The organism is Plantactinospora sp. CA-294935 (genome assembly GCF_050936445.1).
GTDB lineage: Bacteria > Actinomycetota > Actinomycetes > Mycobacteriales > Micromonosporaceae > Plantactinospora.
The window spans coordinates 6,066,760-6,082,491 of the sequence record NZ_JBNJMU010000001.1 but is presented as its reverse complement, the minus strand read 5'-3'; the positions used below and the strand labels follow the sequence as shown (position 1 = coordinate 6,082,491).

Below are 15,732 nucleotides of genomic sequence, written 5' to 3'. Positions count from 1 at the left end.
AACCGCTCAGCGGACGTATGTGATATTGCCCGACCGTTTCAGGGCCTTCAAGGTGCAGGCCTCAATGCCCGCGCCTGAACCGGCTTCCCGCACGTCCGAACAAGCCCTTACGACTCCGACTTCTGACCGTGGCGACCGATAACACTTTTCACCGAAGAGGAGCCGATCCACCACAATCACAAATCTCACACCGTTTTTCTGTTATCGGCGACGGTGCCGGACGGTCGCGACGGCCGCCGAGCGGTCGACCGTCGCACCGCCGCCGCACGGCCATTCGCCGAACGGCCGGCGACGTGACCGCCCGGAGGGAGGCCGACGGCGAGGGCAGGGTGTCACCCGGCCAGCGGAGGCCGGGTCCGGAAGGAGGCGTCAGCACGAAAGTCCGGGGTGCCGGTCGACTGGTCCACCCACAACTGGAGGTCGCGGTGGCGCAGGAACCAGCCGGGGTAGTTGGACGACTCCAGCGACACGGAGCCCGGTAGCACGCCCTCGCGCACGCAGAAGGTCGCGTCCCCCCGGAACAGCGGGGTGCCCACGTCCGCGTTCAACCGCACCCGCCAGTTCAGATGCCGCAGGTACCGCCCGTCCTGGGCCCGGAAGGAGACACAGCTACTGTCGGCCAGGCCGGGGACCGCCTCGAACGTCGCACGTTGCCGGGCCGTCCCGTCGCTGTCCGGGCCGACCCGGGTCAGTACACCGAGGTCGTCGGTCGTGATGACGAACAGCCCCACCTGGTTGACCGACTCCATCGACACGCTCCCGGACGGAAACGGCCGGGATTCGACGCTCGACGGCGTACCGCCGGCCGGGCTCGGGCGCCGGGGAGTCGGCGCGCTCGCGGGCGGTGCCGACGTCGGCGCGACGACGACCGCCGGCACCGACGGCGGCACGGTGGCGCCAGGTGCCGATGGCGGCGCGGCGATGCGCACGGGTGGCCGTGGTTCCGGCGCCGGCCAGGTTGCCGTGGTGACCGTGGCACCGGCGACGACGGTACCGGCGGCGACCGCCGCCACGATGGGATGCGCCCCGATCAGCTGACCGAGCTGTCCGACAAGCCCGGCCTTGAGGCTCGCGCCGACCGCCGCGGAACCGCCGGCCCCGCTCCCGCCCGAGACGGCCGCCGTCGACAGAGCGCCGACGACCCCGGCCGTCACCGTGCTCTTGCCGGCCAGCGCCGCCGCCAGCGCGGCGGGAACCGGAACCAGCGCGAGGCCCACGAGCAGGCGCTCCAGCGCGACCAGATCCCCGGTACGGCGCTGGCAGATCGGGCAGGACCGGGTGTGCCGGGTAATACGTTTGCGCCACAGCGGGCTCGGCCGGCCGTCCCAGCCGACCAGCACAGCCCCGAGACGGTCGCAGCCGGGGCTGGCGTCCAACGCGGCCACCAGCGTCCGGCTCAGTTCAAGCTGCTGGCGCATCCGCTGGACGCGCACCCCGGCGTGCGCCACTCCGACGCCGAGCGATTCCGCCAGCTCCGCCCTGCTCAACCGACCCGCGGTCTCCAGCCACCACAGCGACAGCAAGGCCCGGTCCTCCGGATCGAGCCAGCGACTGGCCCGTACCACCTGCCGGCGCTGGTCGGACAGGTCCAGACGCAGCAACGTCAGATCCTCGAAGTCCGCGTCGGCGTCCGGCTCCGCGGCCACCTCGTCCAGGGGTACGGCCCGCTCGGCGGCCCGGCGCTGCCGCTGTAGTTGGGTGCTTACCTGGCGCAACGCGACCGCGAGCAGCCAGGGCCGGAAGCTCTCCGGCGTCCGCAGCATCCGCAGATCGCGCAGGGCGCGGAGCATCGTCTCCTGCACGACGTCGTCGACATCCGGATCGCCGCTCATGGCCCTGCGCACCAGGGTGTACACGATCGGCAGGTAGGCGGCGATGAGCTCGTCGAGCGCCTGCCGGTCCCCGGCCTGCGCGGCGACGACCAGGCTCGCCTCGTTGGTACGGGTAGCTCGCATATCCCATCGCTGTCGCAGGACCCGGGGTGGTGGTGGATCGGGGCCGGCGTCCCGGACCAGAGGACGACCCGGCGAGCAGCGGCACGGGTCGAACCGCCACACGCCGAACGCGTACCTGGCAGTCGCCGCGCCCGCGGTGTGGTGGTTGACTGTGATGGACGGCGGCGGCTGAGTCAAGAACCGGCCGCATCTGTCCGGCCACCGGTCACGAAGCACCACCCCCACCAGAACGCGGAACCCGGTACGCCTTATCCGGGATCCCGGGATGGATTCTCGGACTTTCTCGCTGTCGTCCAGAAACAGGAAGAGGCGACCCGAGGGCGACCGCCAGGTCCATCGTTCGGACGACGTGGTGCGTTCATTCGACACGCCGGGAATCGCCTCTTGCGATCCCTGTCCCGATAGGGATATGTTACCGCTCACATCGATGTCGACCCATGGGCACGGGTGCATACCGCACCCGGGGAGGCACCGGTACCGCCGCGCGGACGCGCCACCGGTCGGGTCACCCGACACGCCAATCACGATCGAGCGGGCGGGCCCGCCCGGTGCGCCGGTCGCGCACCGTGTGCACCCCGGACCCACCGCCGGCGGTCGCACCGCTCGCGACCCCATCGCGGGCACGAGGGCCGCTGGCTGGTACGGAGCCGACGCGGACACGCCCCGCCGTCCCGTGCACCACACGCGGCGGATACCAGCGCGACTGTAAGGAGTCTTCAGTGCGTCAGACAGCCAGACTACGAGCAGGGTTGCTCGTACCGGTCATCGGAATGGTTGCCGCCGCAGCGGCAGCGGTCCTCCCCGCGCACGCCGCTGCGGCCGGCTGCTCGGTGAACTACTCGATATCGTCCCAGTGGTCCGGCGGGTTCGGCGCGAATGTCACCGTGACCAACCTGGGTGACCCGATCAACGGATGGACCCTGACCTGGACGTACGGCGGGGGTCAGCAGGTCACCCAGGCGTGGAACGCGTCGGTCACCCAGAGCGGCGCCCAGGTCACCGCGAGGAACGCCGGCTACAACGGCGCGATCGCCACGAACGCGAGCGTGTCGTTCGGCTTCAACGGATCGTGGACCGGCAGCAATCCGGTGCCCTCGACGTTCACCCTGAACGGCACGACCTGCACCGGCGGCGTCACCAACCCATCGACCAACCCGCCCACGAACCCGCCGACCGACCCGCCCACGAACCCGCCCACCGGAAGCCTGCCCACCAGCTTCCGGTGGAACTCCAGCGGAGTGCTGGTCGGGCCCAAGAACGACGGTCGCCAGATCGCCGGGATCAAGGACCCCTCGGTCGTCTACCACAACGGCCGGTACCACGTCTTCGCGAGCACGGCGAAGTCCGAGGGCTACAACCTCGTCTACCTCAACTTCACCGACTGGTCGCAGGCCAACAACGCCACCTTCCACTACCTCGACCAGGCGCCGCTCGGCACCGGGTACCGGGCCGCACCACAGGTGTTCTACTTCGCACCGCACCGACTGTGGTACCTCGTCTACCAGACCGGTAACGCCTCCTACTCCACCAACCCGGACATCAGCAACCCGAACGGCTGGACCGCGCCACGGCACTTCTACAGCGACATGCCGCAGATCATCCGGGACAACATCGGCAACGGCTACTGGGTCGACATGTGGGTCATCTGCGACAGCGCCAACTGCCACCTGTTCTCCTCGGACGACAACGGCCACCTCTACCGGTCACAGACCTCGGTGGCGAACTTCCCCAACGGCATGAACCAGCCGGTGATCACGATGCAGGACGCCGACCGCAACCGGCTCTTCGAAGCCGCCAACGTCTACAAGGTGGCCGGCCAGAATCAGTACCTCCTGATCCACGAGGCGATCGGCAGCGACGGCCGCCGGTGGTTCCGATCCTGGACCGCACCTGCCATCGCCGGCCCCTGGCAGGCGCTGGCCGACACCGAGAGCAACCCCTTCGCCCGTGCCAACAACGTGAACTTCCCCGCCGGCGCCTGGACCCGGGACATCAGCCACGGCGAGATGATCCGCGACCAGGTCGACCAGACCCTCACCATCAGCCCCTGCAACATGCGCTACGCCTACCAGGGCATGGACCCCAACGCCGGAGGCGACTACAACAGCCTCCCCTGGCGCCTCGGCCTACTCACCCAGACCAACTCCACCTGCTGACGGTTGTCCGCTGAGGAAGCCTCCGTACATCCCAGCGGTAAGCGCACAGCCGACCGCAGGTCCGCCGGCGGCCCCGCACCACGATGGGGCGGAGCCGCCGGCCCGCGCACCCGCGCCACCCCGTGAACCGGCTCGTTGACGTGCAGGGGCGCACGCCCACCGTGGTCGGGTCAGTCCGGATCGGCCATCAGGCCGGCTGCGCCCAGGTTCACTGATCAAGCACCGGAGCTCCTCACTCGGGCCGGGCCGGTGAGTACGAAGGGCCGGCAACCGGGGACCACCACACCTGACCGGTGTCCGGGTCGGTTTCCAGGCCCGGTGGGCCCGTACGGGCGCTGATGCCGTACACCTCGCGGCCGGTACGGTACTCCCACCCGCAGACCGCCACCACTGCGGCGGCGGCCGCCCCGGACAGGGCCAGCGACGCCGGTCGCACACCCACCATGGCGAGTTCCACCGTTACCGCGCCGAGGCAGAGCCACGGCGCGGCGAGCGCGGGCATCAGTGGATGCCCGTCGGCCGCCGCGAACACGTTGCGGTGGATCTGGAGTACGCCGCCCAGCGTGAACGGCGCCAGACCGGCCGCCCCGAGCAGCAACAGCAGAGTGGACACGCCGGGCCGGCGCAGATCGTCGTGCACGAACCAGAACACCAGCAGCAGAACGCCGGCGGCGGAGAGCCAGCCGAGCCCCACGACGAACGGGCGGCGCAGCAGCGTCCGGGCGTACGCCCGGTCGCCCTCGGAGCGCACGAGGAGGTACGCGCCGGCCGCCGCGACGCCCGGCGTCCCGAGCACCGGGCCGAGCACGGCCTTCGCCAGGATCAGCGGCCAGACCCGGGCACCGAGGGTGGCGGCGCTCGCCAGGCCGGAACAGACCACCACCGCGCCGAGGGCGAAGCGGAGCCGTTCGGCGTTCGCCAGCGCCCAATGCCCGTCGACCCTGCGGGCGAAAAACCGCCAGCCCAGCCCGAACAACCAGCCGGACACTCCCCACGGCAGGGTACGGAGCTGGGCGCGGGCCAGCGGGCGTGACACGGTCAGCGCGATGTTGAACGCACCGGGCAGCTCACTCACGGCGTGGCCCGCACGGGGGACGATCCGTCACTGTTCCGGCCGGCGCGGCTGCTCGCCGCGATATCCGGCCTCGTACGGGGGATACTCCTCCGGCGTCGTGGGCGTTTCCACCGTCGGTTCCGCTGGCGCCGGTGTGGGCTCGACCACCGGTCGAGTCTGGTCGCCGCCCGGCTCACCGCGATACCCGGCTTGGTAGGAACCATCCGGCGGCGGGTCGGTGGTCACCGCGACCAGCGGCGGTGGTGCCTCGTCCAGCGTGGCCGTCTCCTCGACCACCTGCTGGCTCTCCTCGACCACCGCCCGGCTCTCCTCGGCGCGGCGCTCCTTGATCTCGGCGACCAGCTCCTTGACCTGCGTCTTGAGTTCGGCCACCACGCCGCGAAGCTCGGCGGTGTCCATCTCGGACAGCTCGGGTAGCTGGGTCGGCAGGTCGTGCCCGTGCCGGAACTGGGCGTCGAGGACCTGCACGCTCTCGTACAGCTCGGACACCGCCTGGGCCGGTGCCGGTAGCCGCGTCGCCACCTCGTCGGCGCTCTCCGATCCCTGGCCCTGGCCGGCGGACCAGGGCCGGGTCATCACCACGTCCATCGGGTCGGCGAACGGCTGGAACTCGCTGGCATCGCGAATGCTCGCCCCGGCTGTCGACTCCGACTCCGACTCCGGGAGCGGTCCGTGGTACAGCCTCCCGGCATGCTCGACCCAGGCGGTCACCTCCTGGGTCTCCGCGTCCAGGTACCACTCCGGCGACGGTGGCATCTGGTACGCGTCCTTAATCATTCCGGTCGCGCCCTCGACGAGATCGCCACCGACCTGGACGGTGGCTTGCCCCTCCTGCGGCAGGCCGGCGGCGGCCCCGTCGGCGAGCTGCCCACCCACCTGGGCGGCATCGTGCAGCAGGCCGGCGGTCTCCTGCGCATCCTTACGCAGGTCCTCGACGAAGGTGTCGCTGGGCGGCTTCGGTTCGTCCGTCCAGGGCTGCTGGGGCAACCGGGCCAGATAGTCGATCCCTTCCTTCTGTTGGTCCTGCCGCTGCTCGTCGAAATCGTCGGCCTGGGCGAGTCCGATCATCGTCACCAACCTTCCTTCGTGCGCAACTGGTCGAACTGCTCGGCGAGGATGAACTCCTCGGGCATGAGTCCGCTGTGCGGGTGCCCGTCGACAAAGTTGAGCGCCGAGGGCGAGACCGGGGGCGCCAGGCTCGACGTGTCGTAGCCGTCGCCGGCCGGACCAGCACCGCCGCCCGGCCCGGGGTGCCGGTCGGCTGGGCCGAGGTAGCCACTCGGGCCGCCGTCGGCGAGGAACTGCTCGTCGTACGGGTCGAACCCACCGGGCCCGGTCGGTCCGCCCTGGTCGATGGTGGGGATCTCCTCTTCGAGGAGCCGTTCGTCGTAGAGGTCGACGGCGCGGGTGGCGACCGCCTCCAGGTCGGTCGGGGTAGCCAGGGACAGCCGCCGGTCGGCGGCGACGATGTCGTGGTCCGGCGAGTCCATCGGTCCTCCTACTCGTCACCGGCCGCCGGAGCGTCCGCCGGCGCCGATCCGGTCTCCGCCCGGGGCGTCCCGGCCCGCCCCGCCGGCTGGCCGGCGGTGCCGGGCGCCGGTGGCAGGAACCGGCCGACCAGCCAGGGCCGTTGCAGGGCGAGGAAGCCAGCCGCCTGCCGCAGGCGGCGGCGCGGGTCCGGCTCGTCGCTCAGCCGGTCGACCGCGACGGCCCAGCGGGCCGGGCGGGACGTGCCACCCACCCCGGTCCACCCGGGCAGCCGGCTCTCCGGACGGGCGTGGAGCTGTGCCAACTGCTCGGCAGGGGTGGTACCGGGCAGATCCAGGCCGCGCCGCCGCCACTGGCCGGTGTCGGCGTGCGGGCCGTCCTGTCGCCCGGCCCGCCGCAGCGCCCAACCCACGTCCACCCAGCGGAAGGCGCCCGCCTGCCAGTGCGTCTCGCCGGCGCACCGGGAGTCCTCGGCGGCCGGGCCGAGCAGCCAACCGCGCAGCCGGTCGGCCAGGTGGCCGGCGAGCGCCTCCGGCTGGTACGCCGACGCGAGGACCTGGTATCGCACCTGGACCGCCTCGTGGGCGAGTTGGGCCGTAGCGCAGACCAGCGTCGCCTCGTCGGCGCGACCGCGCACCGAGGCCAGCCATCGGGCGTCCGGCACCGGTTCCGCCTCGCCGACGACGTGGGCGGCGGTCAGCACCTCGGCCCAGAGCACCAGCCTCGGCTCGTCCCGGACCAGCCCGGCGGCCGTGACCATCCGCCGCAGGGTGCAGGGCTCCGCGCGGCAGGACACCGGGCAGCCGGCGAACGCCGGCCGGGCGATCGCGACCCGGCGGGTGGCGGCCGAGGTGTCCTCCCGCTCTTCGCCCAACGGGATCCCGACCAGGACCGGACGATCCATGCCGTCGGCGAAGACGGCGGCCCGGCCGGGCGGCAGCGTCACGACGTACTGCGACTGCTCCGGGTCCAGGTTCATGGTGGCACCGACGGCGAGCCGGTCGTCGGCGGCGGGCAGCCGGTGCACCACCTTCAGGGCGGTGTTCTTCACGACGTCCGGCAGGATCTTCGCGGGGATCTGCTCCGCGACCACGATGCCCTCGCCGTACGCGCGGATCTCGGCGAGCAGGCCGGCGAACAGCTCCACGGCGTGCCCGGCGGTGCTCCCCTCGGGTACTCGCTTGAGCAGCCGGTGCGCCTCCTCGATCACCGTGACGTGGCGCAGGCCGCGCGGGGCGCCGTCCCTGGCCGCGCGTACCCGCAGATGCTCGACGATCCGGATCAGCACCGTACCGATGAAGAACGCCTTGTCCTGGTCGTCGCCGATGTCCTCCAGTTCCAGCACGACGTTGCGGCGCAACAGGTCCGCAAGGTCCAACGGGTGGCCGCCCTCGAAGAACTGGCCGGGCGTGCCGAGGCGCAGGCTGCCGAGCCGTACGTCGACGAAGCCGCGTACGTCGGCGGCGATCCGGTCGCTGTAGCCGATCCGGGTGACGACCTCCCGGGCGGCGCGCTGGAGGTCGCCGAGGGTGGGGTAACGGGGCCGGACGGACTGGTCCCGGGGTTCGCTGAGCGGCAGTTCCCAACCCAGTTCCTCGTAGCAGCGCACGATCGCCTGGCTGAGCACCTGTGGAAACGGCTCGTTGGCCTCGAACGCGGCAAGGAAGAGAGCCCGTACCAGGTCGATGTGCGTCTGCATGGGGAAGCCCGGCTCCGGTTCGAGCGGGTTGAGTGAGGCCGGCGCGACGTCCACCTCACCGGGCCGGATGACCAGCACGCGGGCGTCCGGAGGCAGCCGCCCGGCCATTCCGGCGTACTCGGCCTTGGCCGGCTCGATCACCAGCCACGGCACGCCCGCACCGTGCAGCGACTCCAGCAACGCGCGTACCGTCTGGGACTTGCCGGCGCCGGTCGCGCCGCAGACGAACGTGTGCCGGTTGAGAGTCCCGGTGCCGACCCGGAACTCACCGGCCGGCAGCAGCGCCCGGTCCAGCACCGTGCCGAGCACCAGTGACCCGGCCGCCGCGCCGGTCCCGGGCGGGACGGAGCCGGCCGCCGTGCCGGTCCCGGACGGGACGGTCCCCGGCGCGACGACGGCTTCGGACGGGACGGTCTCCGGCGTGACGTCGAAGGTGTTCGGCCGGACGATCCGTACCCCCGGAAGCTCCCGGTGCGGCGGGCGGGCCACCGCCGCGACCACCTCGGCCGGCGCGGCGAACGGCGCGTGCAGTGCTGTCACCCGGCCGGGTGCGGCCCACGCCCCGTCCAGCCCGTCGGCCACCTCCGGCAGCGGGCGCAGGGCGTACGGCAGTGGGGCGGTGGCCGCCGCCCGGCAGAGCAGGGCCGCCACGCCGCGGGCGCGGACACTGTCGGTGGCCCCGACGAGCACGTGTACGTCCCACAGCCCGGCCGGCTCGGCCCGGGCCAGCTCGCGATAGCGCGCCTCGGCCTGCTCCAGCTCCATCCGGCCGGTCTCCGAGACGCCCTGGCGGTCACGCAGCCGCGGAATCGCGTACGCCAGCTCGCGCAGCCTGTTCCGGGCGTGTTCGTCGGCAACCGGCTCGGCGACGACGAACCAGGCGAACGGGGTGTCCACGAGCTGCGTCACGCAGTCCTCGAAGACGAACGCACCCGGCGAGCGGCGCTGCCCGGTCGCGGGGGCGGCCAGCGTGTCCACCCCGCCCGCGCAACGCACCCAGGCCGGCAGGGAGCGCAGCGTGCGACCGGCGGCACCGTCGGCGAGCGGCGCCACCAGCCCGCCCAGCGGATACAGCGTGCTCCGGTACGGGCCGGCCGCGCCGACCGCCGCGAAGCCGCCGGTCAGCACCTCGATCGGCGCCCCCGGAACCGGACGCACCCAGGCATGTAGGACGGTGGACCCGAAGGCGTGCGCCTGGCCCAGTGCCGGCAGCAGTGTGGCTCGTGCCCCCGCCGGTTCCCGGTCCTGTTCGGGAACGTCCGGGGTGGCCTGGATCGCGACCAGCCGGTGTACGGGTCGCCCCTCGTCCAGGAGCGGGATTCCGCCGGACACCGGGTCACCCGGCCAACGAACGGCGCGGCTCGTCCTGTACCCGGCCGGCGGTGACGATCCACGGGTTGCAGTCGCCGAGCCGGGCCCGTGGCCCCTCTCGTCGTTCCGGGTCGACGACGAACAGCGCGGTTTCCGGCAGGGTCTGTAGCTGGCGCGGTTCGACGGTGAGCTGATAGTTGCGCTGCCGCCCGACCGACTCGTTGAACGACATGCTCGTCCCGTCCGACGTGCCGTGGGACGTACTCTCCGAGGTGCCCTCGGTGACGCTCCGGCCGGACGTGCGGCTGCCGTGGCCGGCGCCGAACGTACGGCTGTCCGACCTCGTCTCGGAACGGGACGTGCCGTGCGTACGGGTGGTGCTGGTGGACTCGCTGGTGCCGGTGCCGGCGGCGATGGTGAGCTGGCTGACGACGAACCGGTGCTCGCGCCCGATGAAGGTCGTCGCCGCCTCGGCCTCCTTGGCGTTGCCCACCCGCATGAGGACCACCGGTCCGCCGCTGCCGAGCAACTGTTCGGCGTCCTGCCGCACGTGCCGGAAGAGATAGACCAGCCGGATGTCACGGCGTCGCGCGATGCGGTCCAGGCGTTCGAGTTGGGCGCGCGGGACGAGGTCCGCGCCGGCGACGACCAGTGCCCGGCGACCGCCGGCACCGCCCGTTCCGTGCTGCGCGTGTGCGGCTGCGACGTTGAGCAGCAACGGGGCGAGCAGCTCGGCCGCGAGATCGCCGGCCGCCTCGTCCACCTCCACGACGGAGATCTCGACAGTGCCGTCGAGCACCGGCTCACCGGCGTGGGCACCGAAGCGCAGCAGCGGGTGCAGGCGTGCCTCGATGGCGCCGATGCGATCCTCAAGAGTCTTCCGGGACACCTCGCCGAACGCCTCGTGCAGGCGCTCGTACTCGTCGACCGTCAGCACCGAGCCTGGGCCGGGAAACGGCTCCTGGCGCAGCAGCGTACGCAGCCCGGCGCAGACCCGGGCGATCGTCAGCTCCGGTGCGAGGATGTCGCACACCTGGCCCACCACCCGCATGTCCAGGGTGTGCCGCTCCGGGGACGCGACCGGCTCCGCCGCGTGCGCGGCCATGACGAGCAACTCGGCGACCTCGCGGCCCTCCAGTCCGGCCAGCAGGTTGAGGCTCCGGGCGTCGGCCGGCAGGTTCAGCCGCCGTACCGACCGGCCGTGCGCCTCGGCGAGCAGGACCAGCGGCTGACCGACCCCCTCCCTGGTCAGGTCCAGCAGGCTCAGCCGGGCGCCCGCCCCGACCAGGGAGGCGCCCATCGTGAGCAGCAGGCAGCACCAGCCGCGCGTGGTGCCCCCGTACACGTCGACCCGGCCGTCGTCGTGCGGACCCAGCGGAAACCAGAACGGCATTCCATTGATCTGGTCCTCCGCCTCCTCCCGGGCCGCCCGTCGGCGGGCCGCCCAGGGCCCGGCCTCCGCCTCGTACCGGTCCAGCGAGTCGCGGACCGCGCCGAGCCAGTCCCGGTGCCCGGCCGCGGCGCGTGACCGGGCGAGTGGCCCGACCACCACCCACAGCAGCACGCCGGCCAGCAGCAGGCCCAGCACCACGTCGGGCCCCATGGACAGGTAGTGCAACGGCTCGTCGGCAAACGGATGCGCCTCGAAATAGCGGTCCGCCGCCGCCTGCTCCAGGCGGGTCTTCTCCGGCTCCGGCACGTCCGGCACGCTGAGCGCCCCGGACACCCTGCCGAAGGTGTAGAACCCGGCGACCACGTACGAGATGGCCAGTACGCCGATCGCCAGTCCGAGCAGTACCCGCAGCGTGCTCGCGCGGCCACGGGCCCGGGCCGCGTCGGTGGCCCAGGCCGGCGGCGGCAGGTGGCAGACGGGCTGGGGCAGGTCGGGTGGCACCGCCACCGGACCCGGCGGCCGGAACTCCCAGCCCCACCGCTCCGCCGAGGCGAAGATCCGGGCGGGCAGCTCCCCCGCCCGCCGGATCGCGGCCGCCCCGACCGGCACCGTGGTGGACAGCGTCCGGGCTCCCATGCCGGCTCCCCACCGCGCTTCGGTCACGACCCCTCCTCGCGTCGCTCGTCGGCGGCCTGGCCTGTCGGGCTGAGCTGGCTGACGCCGTCGCTCTGCTCGGTCATTCCGGCCCGCCCAGGCCGAGCGCGGACAGCGGTGGCGCGGCCGGCGGTCGACCGGCGGGCTCGTCGAGTCGCTGTGCACGGAGCCAGTCGAGGCGCTGCCGCGCGGCGGCCGCGGCGGCATCGGCCACGTGGTCCTCCTCGCCGGTGAACTCGTACTGGCAGGCCCAGCACCAGCGCTGCCGTGGCTCGCCCCAGCGGGCACAGCGCGGGCACCTGCGGTGTCGCAGCGCGAACGTCAACTGTTCGAGTTCGAACGCGATCGCGGTCGCCTGGACGACCCGGCGCTGGGCATCCGCGTGGAACTGCGGCAGCGCCCCGTCGGACAGCGGTACCCCGCCGAGGCTCCTGGCCCGGCGTACCAGGTACAGCAGCGTGCCACGGAGCAGCCGGCGGCCCGGCGAGAACGGGGGCCCGATCCGCTCGCGGCCGATGGTCACGGCCACCGGGTGGAACGCGATGGCCGCCCGCGCCAGCCAGACCGGCGCCGTCGGATGCCGCCAGCTCCGGTGGTACGACCGCCGGCCGTCCCCGGCCCGGACACCGCGGTTCGGCGCCTCGCCCGGCAGCCAGCCCTGCTCACCGAGCGCCACGTCGACCAGGCCCAGCACCGCCGCCAGGTCCACGGAAGGAAACTTCAGGTGGAGGTAGCCGGACCGGATCTCCCCCGCGCCGGAGGCCGGCCGCACCACGGGCGAGGACGGAAACGGCTGCCCTACCAAGCTCTACCCCCTCCACGACACCCGATTGACCGGTGGCACGGTGCACAGTCAAGCAACCATCGCGGTCGACTTGCGTTCTGCAGACCGATTGCGGAACGCTTCCAGCACATCCGACTCACCGCGCCGAATCCGCGCCACCGTCGCCTCCGCTGGAACTGGTGATGACCGAAGCCCCGTACGCCGAGCTGGGCACGGCACTACGCCGCTGCCGCCGGCTCGCCGGCCTGTCGCTGCGGGTACTCGCCCGCCGGCTGGGCCTGCGCGCGCACAGCGCACTCTCCGATTACGAGCACGGCCGGCGCCTGCCGCCGGAGGACCTGCTGTACCGGTACGAGCGGGTCTTCCCGGAACACGCCGCGACACTGCGCCGGAAGTGGCAGGAGGCGCTCGCGGCCAGGGCCGACGGCGAGTCAGCGACCGACGCCGCCCCGGCCGGTCCGGTCGAGTCTCCGCCGGCCGGTCCCCGCCCCGCCCAGCTTCCCGCAGACCTGGCCGACTTCGTGGGCCGCGCCGACGACCTGGCAGTGCTGTCGGCCGCCGCCGCGCGGACGCCGGCCGTACTGGTGGTCTCCGGACCGCCGGGCGTGGGCAAGACCAGTCTCGCGGTGCACCTGGCGCACCTGCTCGCCCCGGGCTTCCCGGACGGGCAGCTCTTCGTCGACCTGCGCGGAGCGGACGAACGGCCGGTCGCGCCGGCCGTCGCCCTCGGGCAGTGGCTACGCGCACTCGGGGTCGCGGACGCGGTGGCGCGCAACGGCGATGCCGAGCTGGCCGGCTGGTACCGGTCGCTGCTGGCCGGCCGCCGGATGCTCGTCCTGGTCGACAACGCCGCGACCGAGGCCCAGGTCCGGCCGCTGCTGCCCGGCTCCGCCGAGGTTCTGGTCATCGTGACCAGTCGCAACCCGCTGATGGGCCTGGACGGCACGCTGCACCATCCCGTCGGACCATTGTCCGAACAGGACGCCACAGCGCTGCTCGGCGAGATCGTCGGTGCTGCCCGGATCGCTGCCGAGCCCGCCGCCGCCACGGAGATCGCCCGGCACTGCGCCGGACTACCCCTGGCCACCCGGATCACCGGCCGGCGCCTGGCCGCCTGGTCCGGGTGGCGACTCCGCGACTGCGCCGAGGCGCTGGCCGACCGGCACCAACGCCTGGACTGGCTGGCCGGCGGCGACCGCGCGGTGCGGAGCACCTTTGACATGTCGTACCGAATCCTGCCGGCCGACGCCCGCCGGCTCTTCCGCCGGCTCGCCCTGCTGCCCGTACCGGAGTGCACCATCCCGGCCGCCGCTGCCCTGACCCGCACGGTGCCCTCGGTGGCCGAGAGGCTGCTGCACAGCGTCGAGCAGGCGGGCATGGTCCAGCCCGGCACGGCGCCCGGCCGGTACCGGATCCACGACCTGCTGGCGCTCTACGCCCGGGAGCGCCTGATCGCCGAGGAAGGGCCAGACCAGCGTCGAGGCGCGGAGGAGGACCTGCTCGGCTGGCTGCTCGGCACGACGGCGGAGATGGCCGCCCGGCTCGCCCTGGACGAGACGGACGGCGGCGCCCCGCCGAACGGACGGCGGCGCACCGTCAACCACGCCAACCACGCCAGCCAGCAGCAGGCGATCCAGTGGCTCGAGGCCGAACGTGCGGCGATTCTCGGTGGCGTACGGCGGGCCGCCGCGCTGAACCGCGCCGATCTCGTCCATCCGCTGGTCTCGCTGCTGCCGTGGTTCTACGACCTGCGCTGTCACTGGCGCGACCTGCGAGAACTGGCCCGCACAGCGCTCGGCCTGGCCCGCCGACAGGGCGCCGCCGTTCCGACAGCGGCGGCCCTGAACGCGCTGGCGCTCGCCTGGTACCAGCTACGACGGCCGGCCGCGGCACTGCGCTGCGCCGGCGAGGCGGTCCGGGTAGCGCGCGGCGCCGGCACCGTCGAGGAGGCGTGGGCACTGGATCGGATGGGGATGGCACTGTCCGAACTGGGCCGGTACGCCCGGGCCGCCACCGTACTGCGCCGGGCTGTCGCGCTGGCCCACGAGTACGGCGACTGGTGGGAGGAGGCGGCCGCCCTCAACCATCTGGGCCACGTGCTCATCCGGGCGGATGGTTCGGCGCAGGCTCTGCGGGAGTACGGCCGCGCGCTGCGCATCTTCCAGGCCCTCGGCAGCACCGGCAGCGAGGCCATGACCCGGGTGGGCCTCGGCCGGGCGCTGACCCACACCGGCCGAACCGTCGACGCCATCGACCAGCACCACGCGGCCATCCGCCTCTTCACCGAGGTGGACGACGGCTGGGGCGCCGCGTACGCCCGGCACGAGCTGGCGATCGCCGTACGCGGGATCGGCCGGCTCCACGACGCGGCAAATCTGCTCGACCAAGCCGCTGCGGCGTTCGGCGCCCTCGGCGACCGACGCCACGAGGCGGCGAGCCGGCGCGCGCTGGACGATCTGGCGGCGCTCACCGGAGCCGGCGGAGGCTGGCCCGGGTAATCGGCCGCCCGACTCGGCGCGAACTCCATCGCCAGTCCGGTCGCTGAGCACCTGGAGGGTGGTCGCCCTCGCCTTGCCCCGACAGCGGGGCGAGCAGGATACGCAGCACCACGTCGTCGACGGCTCTGGCCTTCACCACCTCCTGGCCGGAGATCACGTCGCCACCGGCAGCATGCCGCGTACGTAGGCCGCCTGCCCGAGGTGCTCCAGGTCGTCGGTGAGCACGCTGACCAGGCGGACGCCGAGGCTCACCGGCGGATCCCACGAGGGGTCGACGATCCGGTCGAAGTCGTCGTCGGTGAGTCCGGAGAGGAACTCGACGGTCCGGTCGTGCACCGCGTCGTAGTAGCCGAGCAACTGCTCCGGCCGGACCCGTACCGCCGCGACGTCGGCGCTGCTGTGTCGAAAGCCGGTCGCCGACACGTCGAACGGCAGCCCGAACTCGTCGGACCAGCCGGCCGCCGTCCAGACCTGCTCCGTACCGGCGACGTCGGCGACGTGGTCGTCCTGGATCCGGGTCAGGTGCCAGACCAGCCAACCGATCGAGTTGGCCTCCGGCGTGGGGCGGTACACGAGCTGCTCCGTGGTCAGCCCTTCGACCGTCGCCCGCAGCTCGTCGCGTACCCGGCCGAACCCGTCACCGAGCAGCTGCGCACCGTTCACGTCTTCGGCTCCCTTCGCGTGGCGGGCCCTCTCGTCCCACTCAACCACGCATGCGG

Annotated in this window: 10 protein-coding genes; 2 read left to right on the top strand and 8 right to left on the bottom strand. The window is 72.9% G+C overall.

Annotation, left to right across the window (positions count from 1 at the left end):
* Window positions 1-332: 332 nt before the first annotated feature.
* Entirely contained in the window at window positions 333-1,955 is a 1,623-nt protein-coding gene (locus ACQEVC_RS26950; protein WP_432882689.1) for a sigma-70 family RNA polymerase sigma factor, read from the bottom strand.
* A 719-nt stretch (window positions 1,956-2,674) separates the two neighbouring features.
* Here ACQEVC_RS26950 and ACQEVC_RS26945 point away from each other — a divergent pair.
* Entirely contained in the window at window positions 2,675-4,111 is a 1,437-nt protein-coding gene (locus tag ACQEVC_RS26945; protein ID WP_432882686.1) for a non-reducing end alpha-L-arabinofuranosidase family hydrolase, read from the top strand.
* Between the two features lie 232 nt (window positions 4,112-4,343).
* Here the strand turns inward: ACQEVC_RS26945 and ACQEVC_RS26940 are convergent, their stop codons facing one another.
* The 6 genes from ACQEVC_RS26940 to ACQEVC_RS26915 form a co-directional block, all read right to left on the bottom strand.
* Window positions 4,344-5,186 carry a hypothetical protein gene (locus ACQEVC_RS26940; RefSeq protein WP_432882684.1) on the bottom strand — a complete coding sequence of 281 codons (843 nt, stop codon included), beginning with the start codon at window positions 5,184-5,186 and terminating at the stop codon, window positions 4,344-4,346.
* Window positions 5,187-5,213: 27 nt separating this feature from the next.
* The gene (locus ACQEVC_RS26935; RefSeq protein ID WP_432882681.1) at window positions 5,214-6,260 is read right to left on the bottom strand and encodes a hypothetical protein; all 1,047 of its coding nucleotides are present in this window, start codon (window positions 6,258-6,260) and stop codon (window positions 5,214-5,216) included.
* The gene (locus tag ACQEVC_RS26930; RefSeq protein ID WP_432882680.1) at window positions 6,257-6,676 is read right to left on the bottom strand and encodes a hypothetical protein; all 420 of its coding nucleotides are present in this window, start codon (window positions 6,674-6,676) and stop codon (window positions 6,257-6,259) included. Before ACQEVC_RS26930 ends, ACQEVC_RS26935 begins: the two co-directional genes overlap by 4 nt.
* A gap of 8 nt (window positions 6,677-6,684) precedes the next feature.
* Window positions 6,685-9,705: an ATP-binding protein gene (locus ACQEVC_RS26925; RefSeq protein ID WP_432882678.1), complete on the bottom strand. Its 3,021-nt coding sequence runs from the start codon at window positions 9,703-9,705 to the stop codon at window positions 6,685-6,687.
* A gap of 4 nt (window positions 9,706-9,709) precedes the next feature.
* Window positions 9,710-11,740 carry a hypothetical protein gene (locus tag ACQEVC_RS26920; protein ID WP_432882677.1) on the bottom strand — a complete coding sequence of 677 codons (2,031 nt, stop codon included), beginning with the start codon at window positions 11,738-11,740 and terminating at the stop codon, window positions 9,710-9,712.
* A 73-nt stretch (window positions 11,741-11,813) separates the two neighbouring features.
* Window positions 11,814-12,506, bottom strand: a complete 693-nt coding sequence (locus ACQEVC_RS26915; RefSeq protein WP_432882674.1) for a hypothetical protein — start codon at window positions 12,504-12,506, stop codon at window positions 11,814-11,816.
* A 191-nt stretch (window positions 12,507-12,697) separates the two neighbouring features.
* Here ACQEVC_RS26915 and ACQEVC_RS26910 point away from each other — a divergent pair, with 191 nt between their 5' ends.
* Window positions 12,698-15,013, top strand: coding sequence for an ATP-binding protein (locus tag ACQEVC_RS26910; RefSeq protein WP_432882672.1), 2,316 nt, complete (start codon window positions 12,698-12,700; stop codon window positions 15,011-15,013).
* 153 nt (window positions 15,014-15,166) lie between these two features.
* Here the strand turns inward: ACQEVC_RS26910 and ACQEVC_RS26905 are convergent, their stop codons facing one another.
* Window positions 15,167-15,676, bottom strand: coding sequence for a mycothiol transferase (locus ACQEVC_RS26905; RefSeq protein WP_432882670.1), 510 nt, complete (start codon window positions 15,674-15,676; stop codon window positions 15,167-15,169).
* Window positions 15,677-15,732: the final 56 nt, after the last annotated feature.

Bases quoted from the DNA above. Each gene is read 5' to 3' on its own strand.
- ACQEVC_RS26950 (WP_432882689.1), bottom strand. From the start codon at position 1,955: ATGCGAGCTACCCGTACCAACGAGGCGAGCCTGGTCGTCGCCGCGCAG.
- ACQEVC_RS26930 (WP_432882680.1), bottom strand. From the start codon at position 6,676: ATGGACTCGCCGGACCACGACATCGTCGCCGCCGACCGGCGGCTGTCC.
- ACQEVC_RS26910 (WP_432882672.1), top strand. From the start codon at position 12,698: ATGACCGAAGCCCCGTACGCCGAGCTGGGCACGGCACTACGCCGCTGC.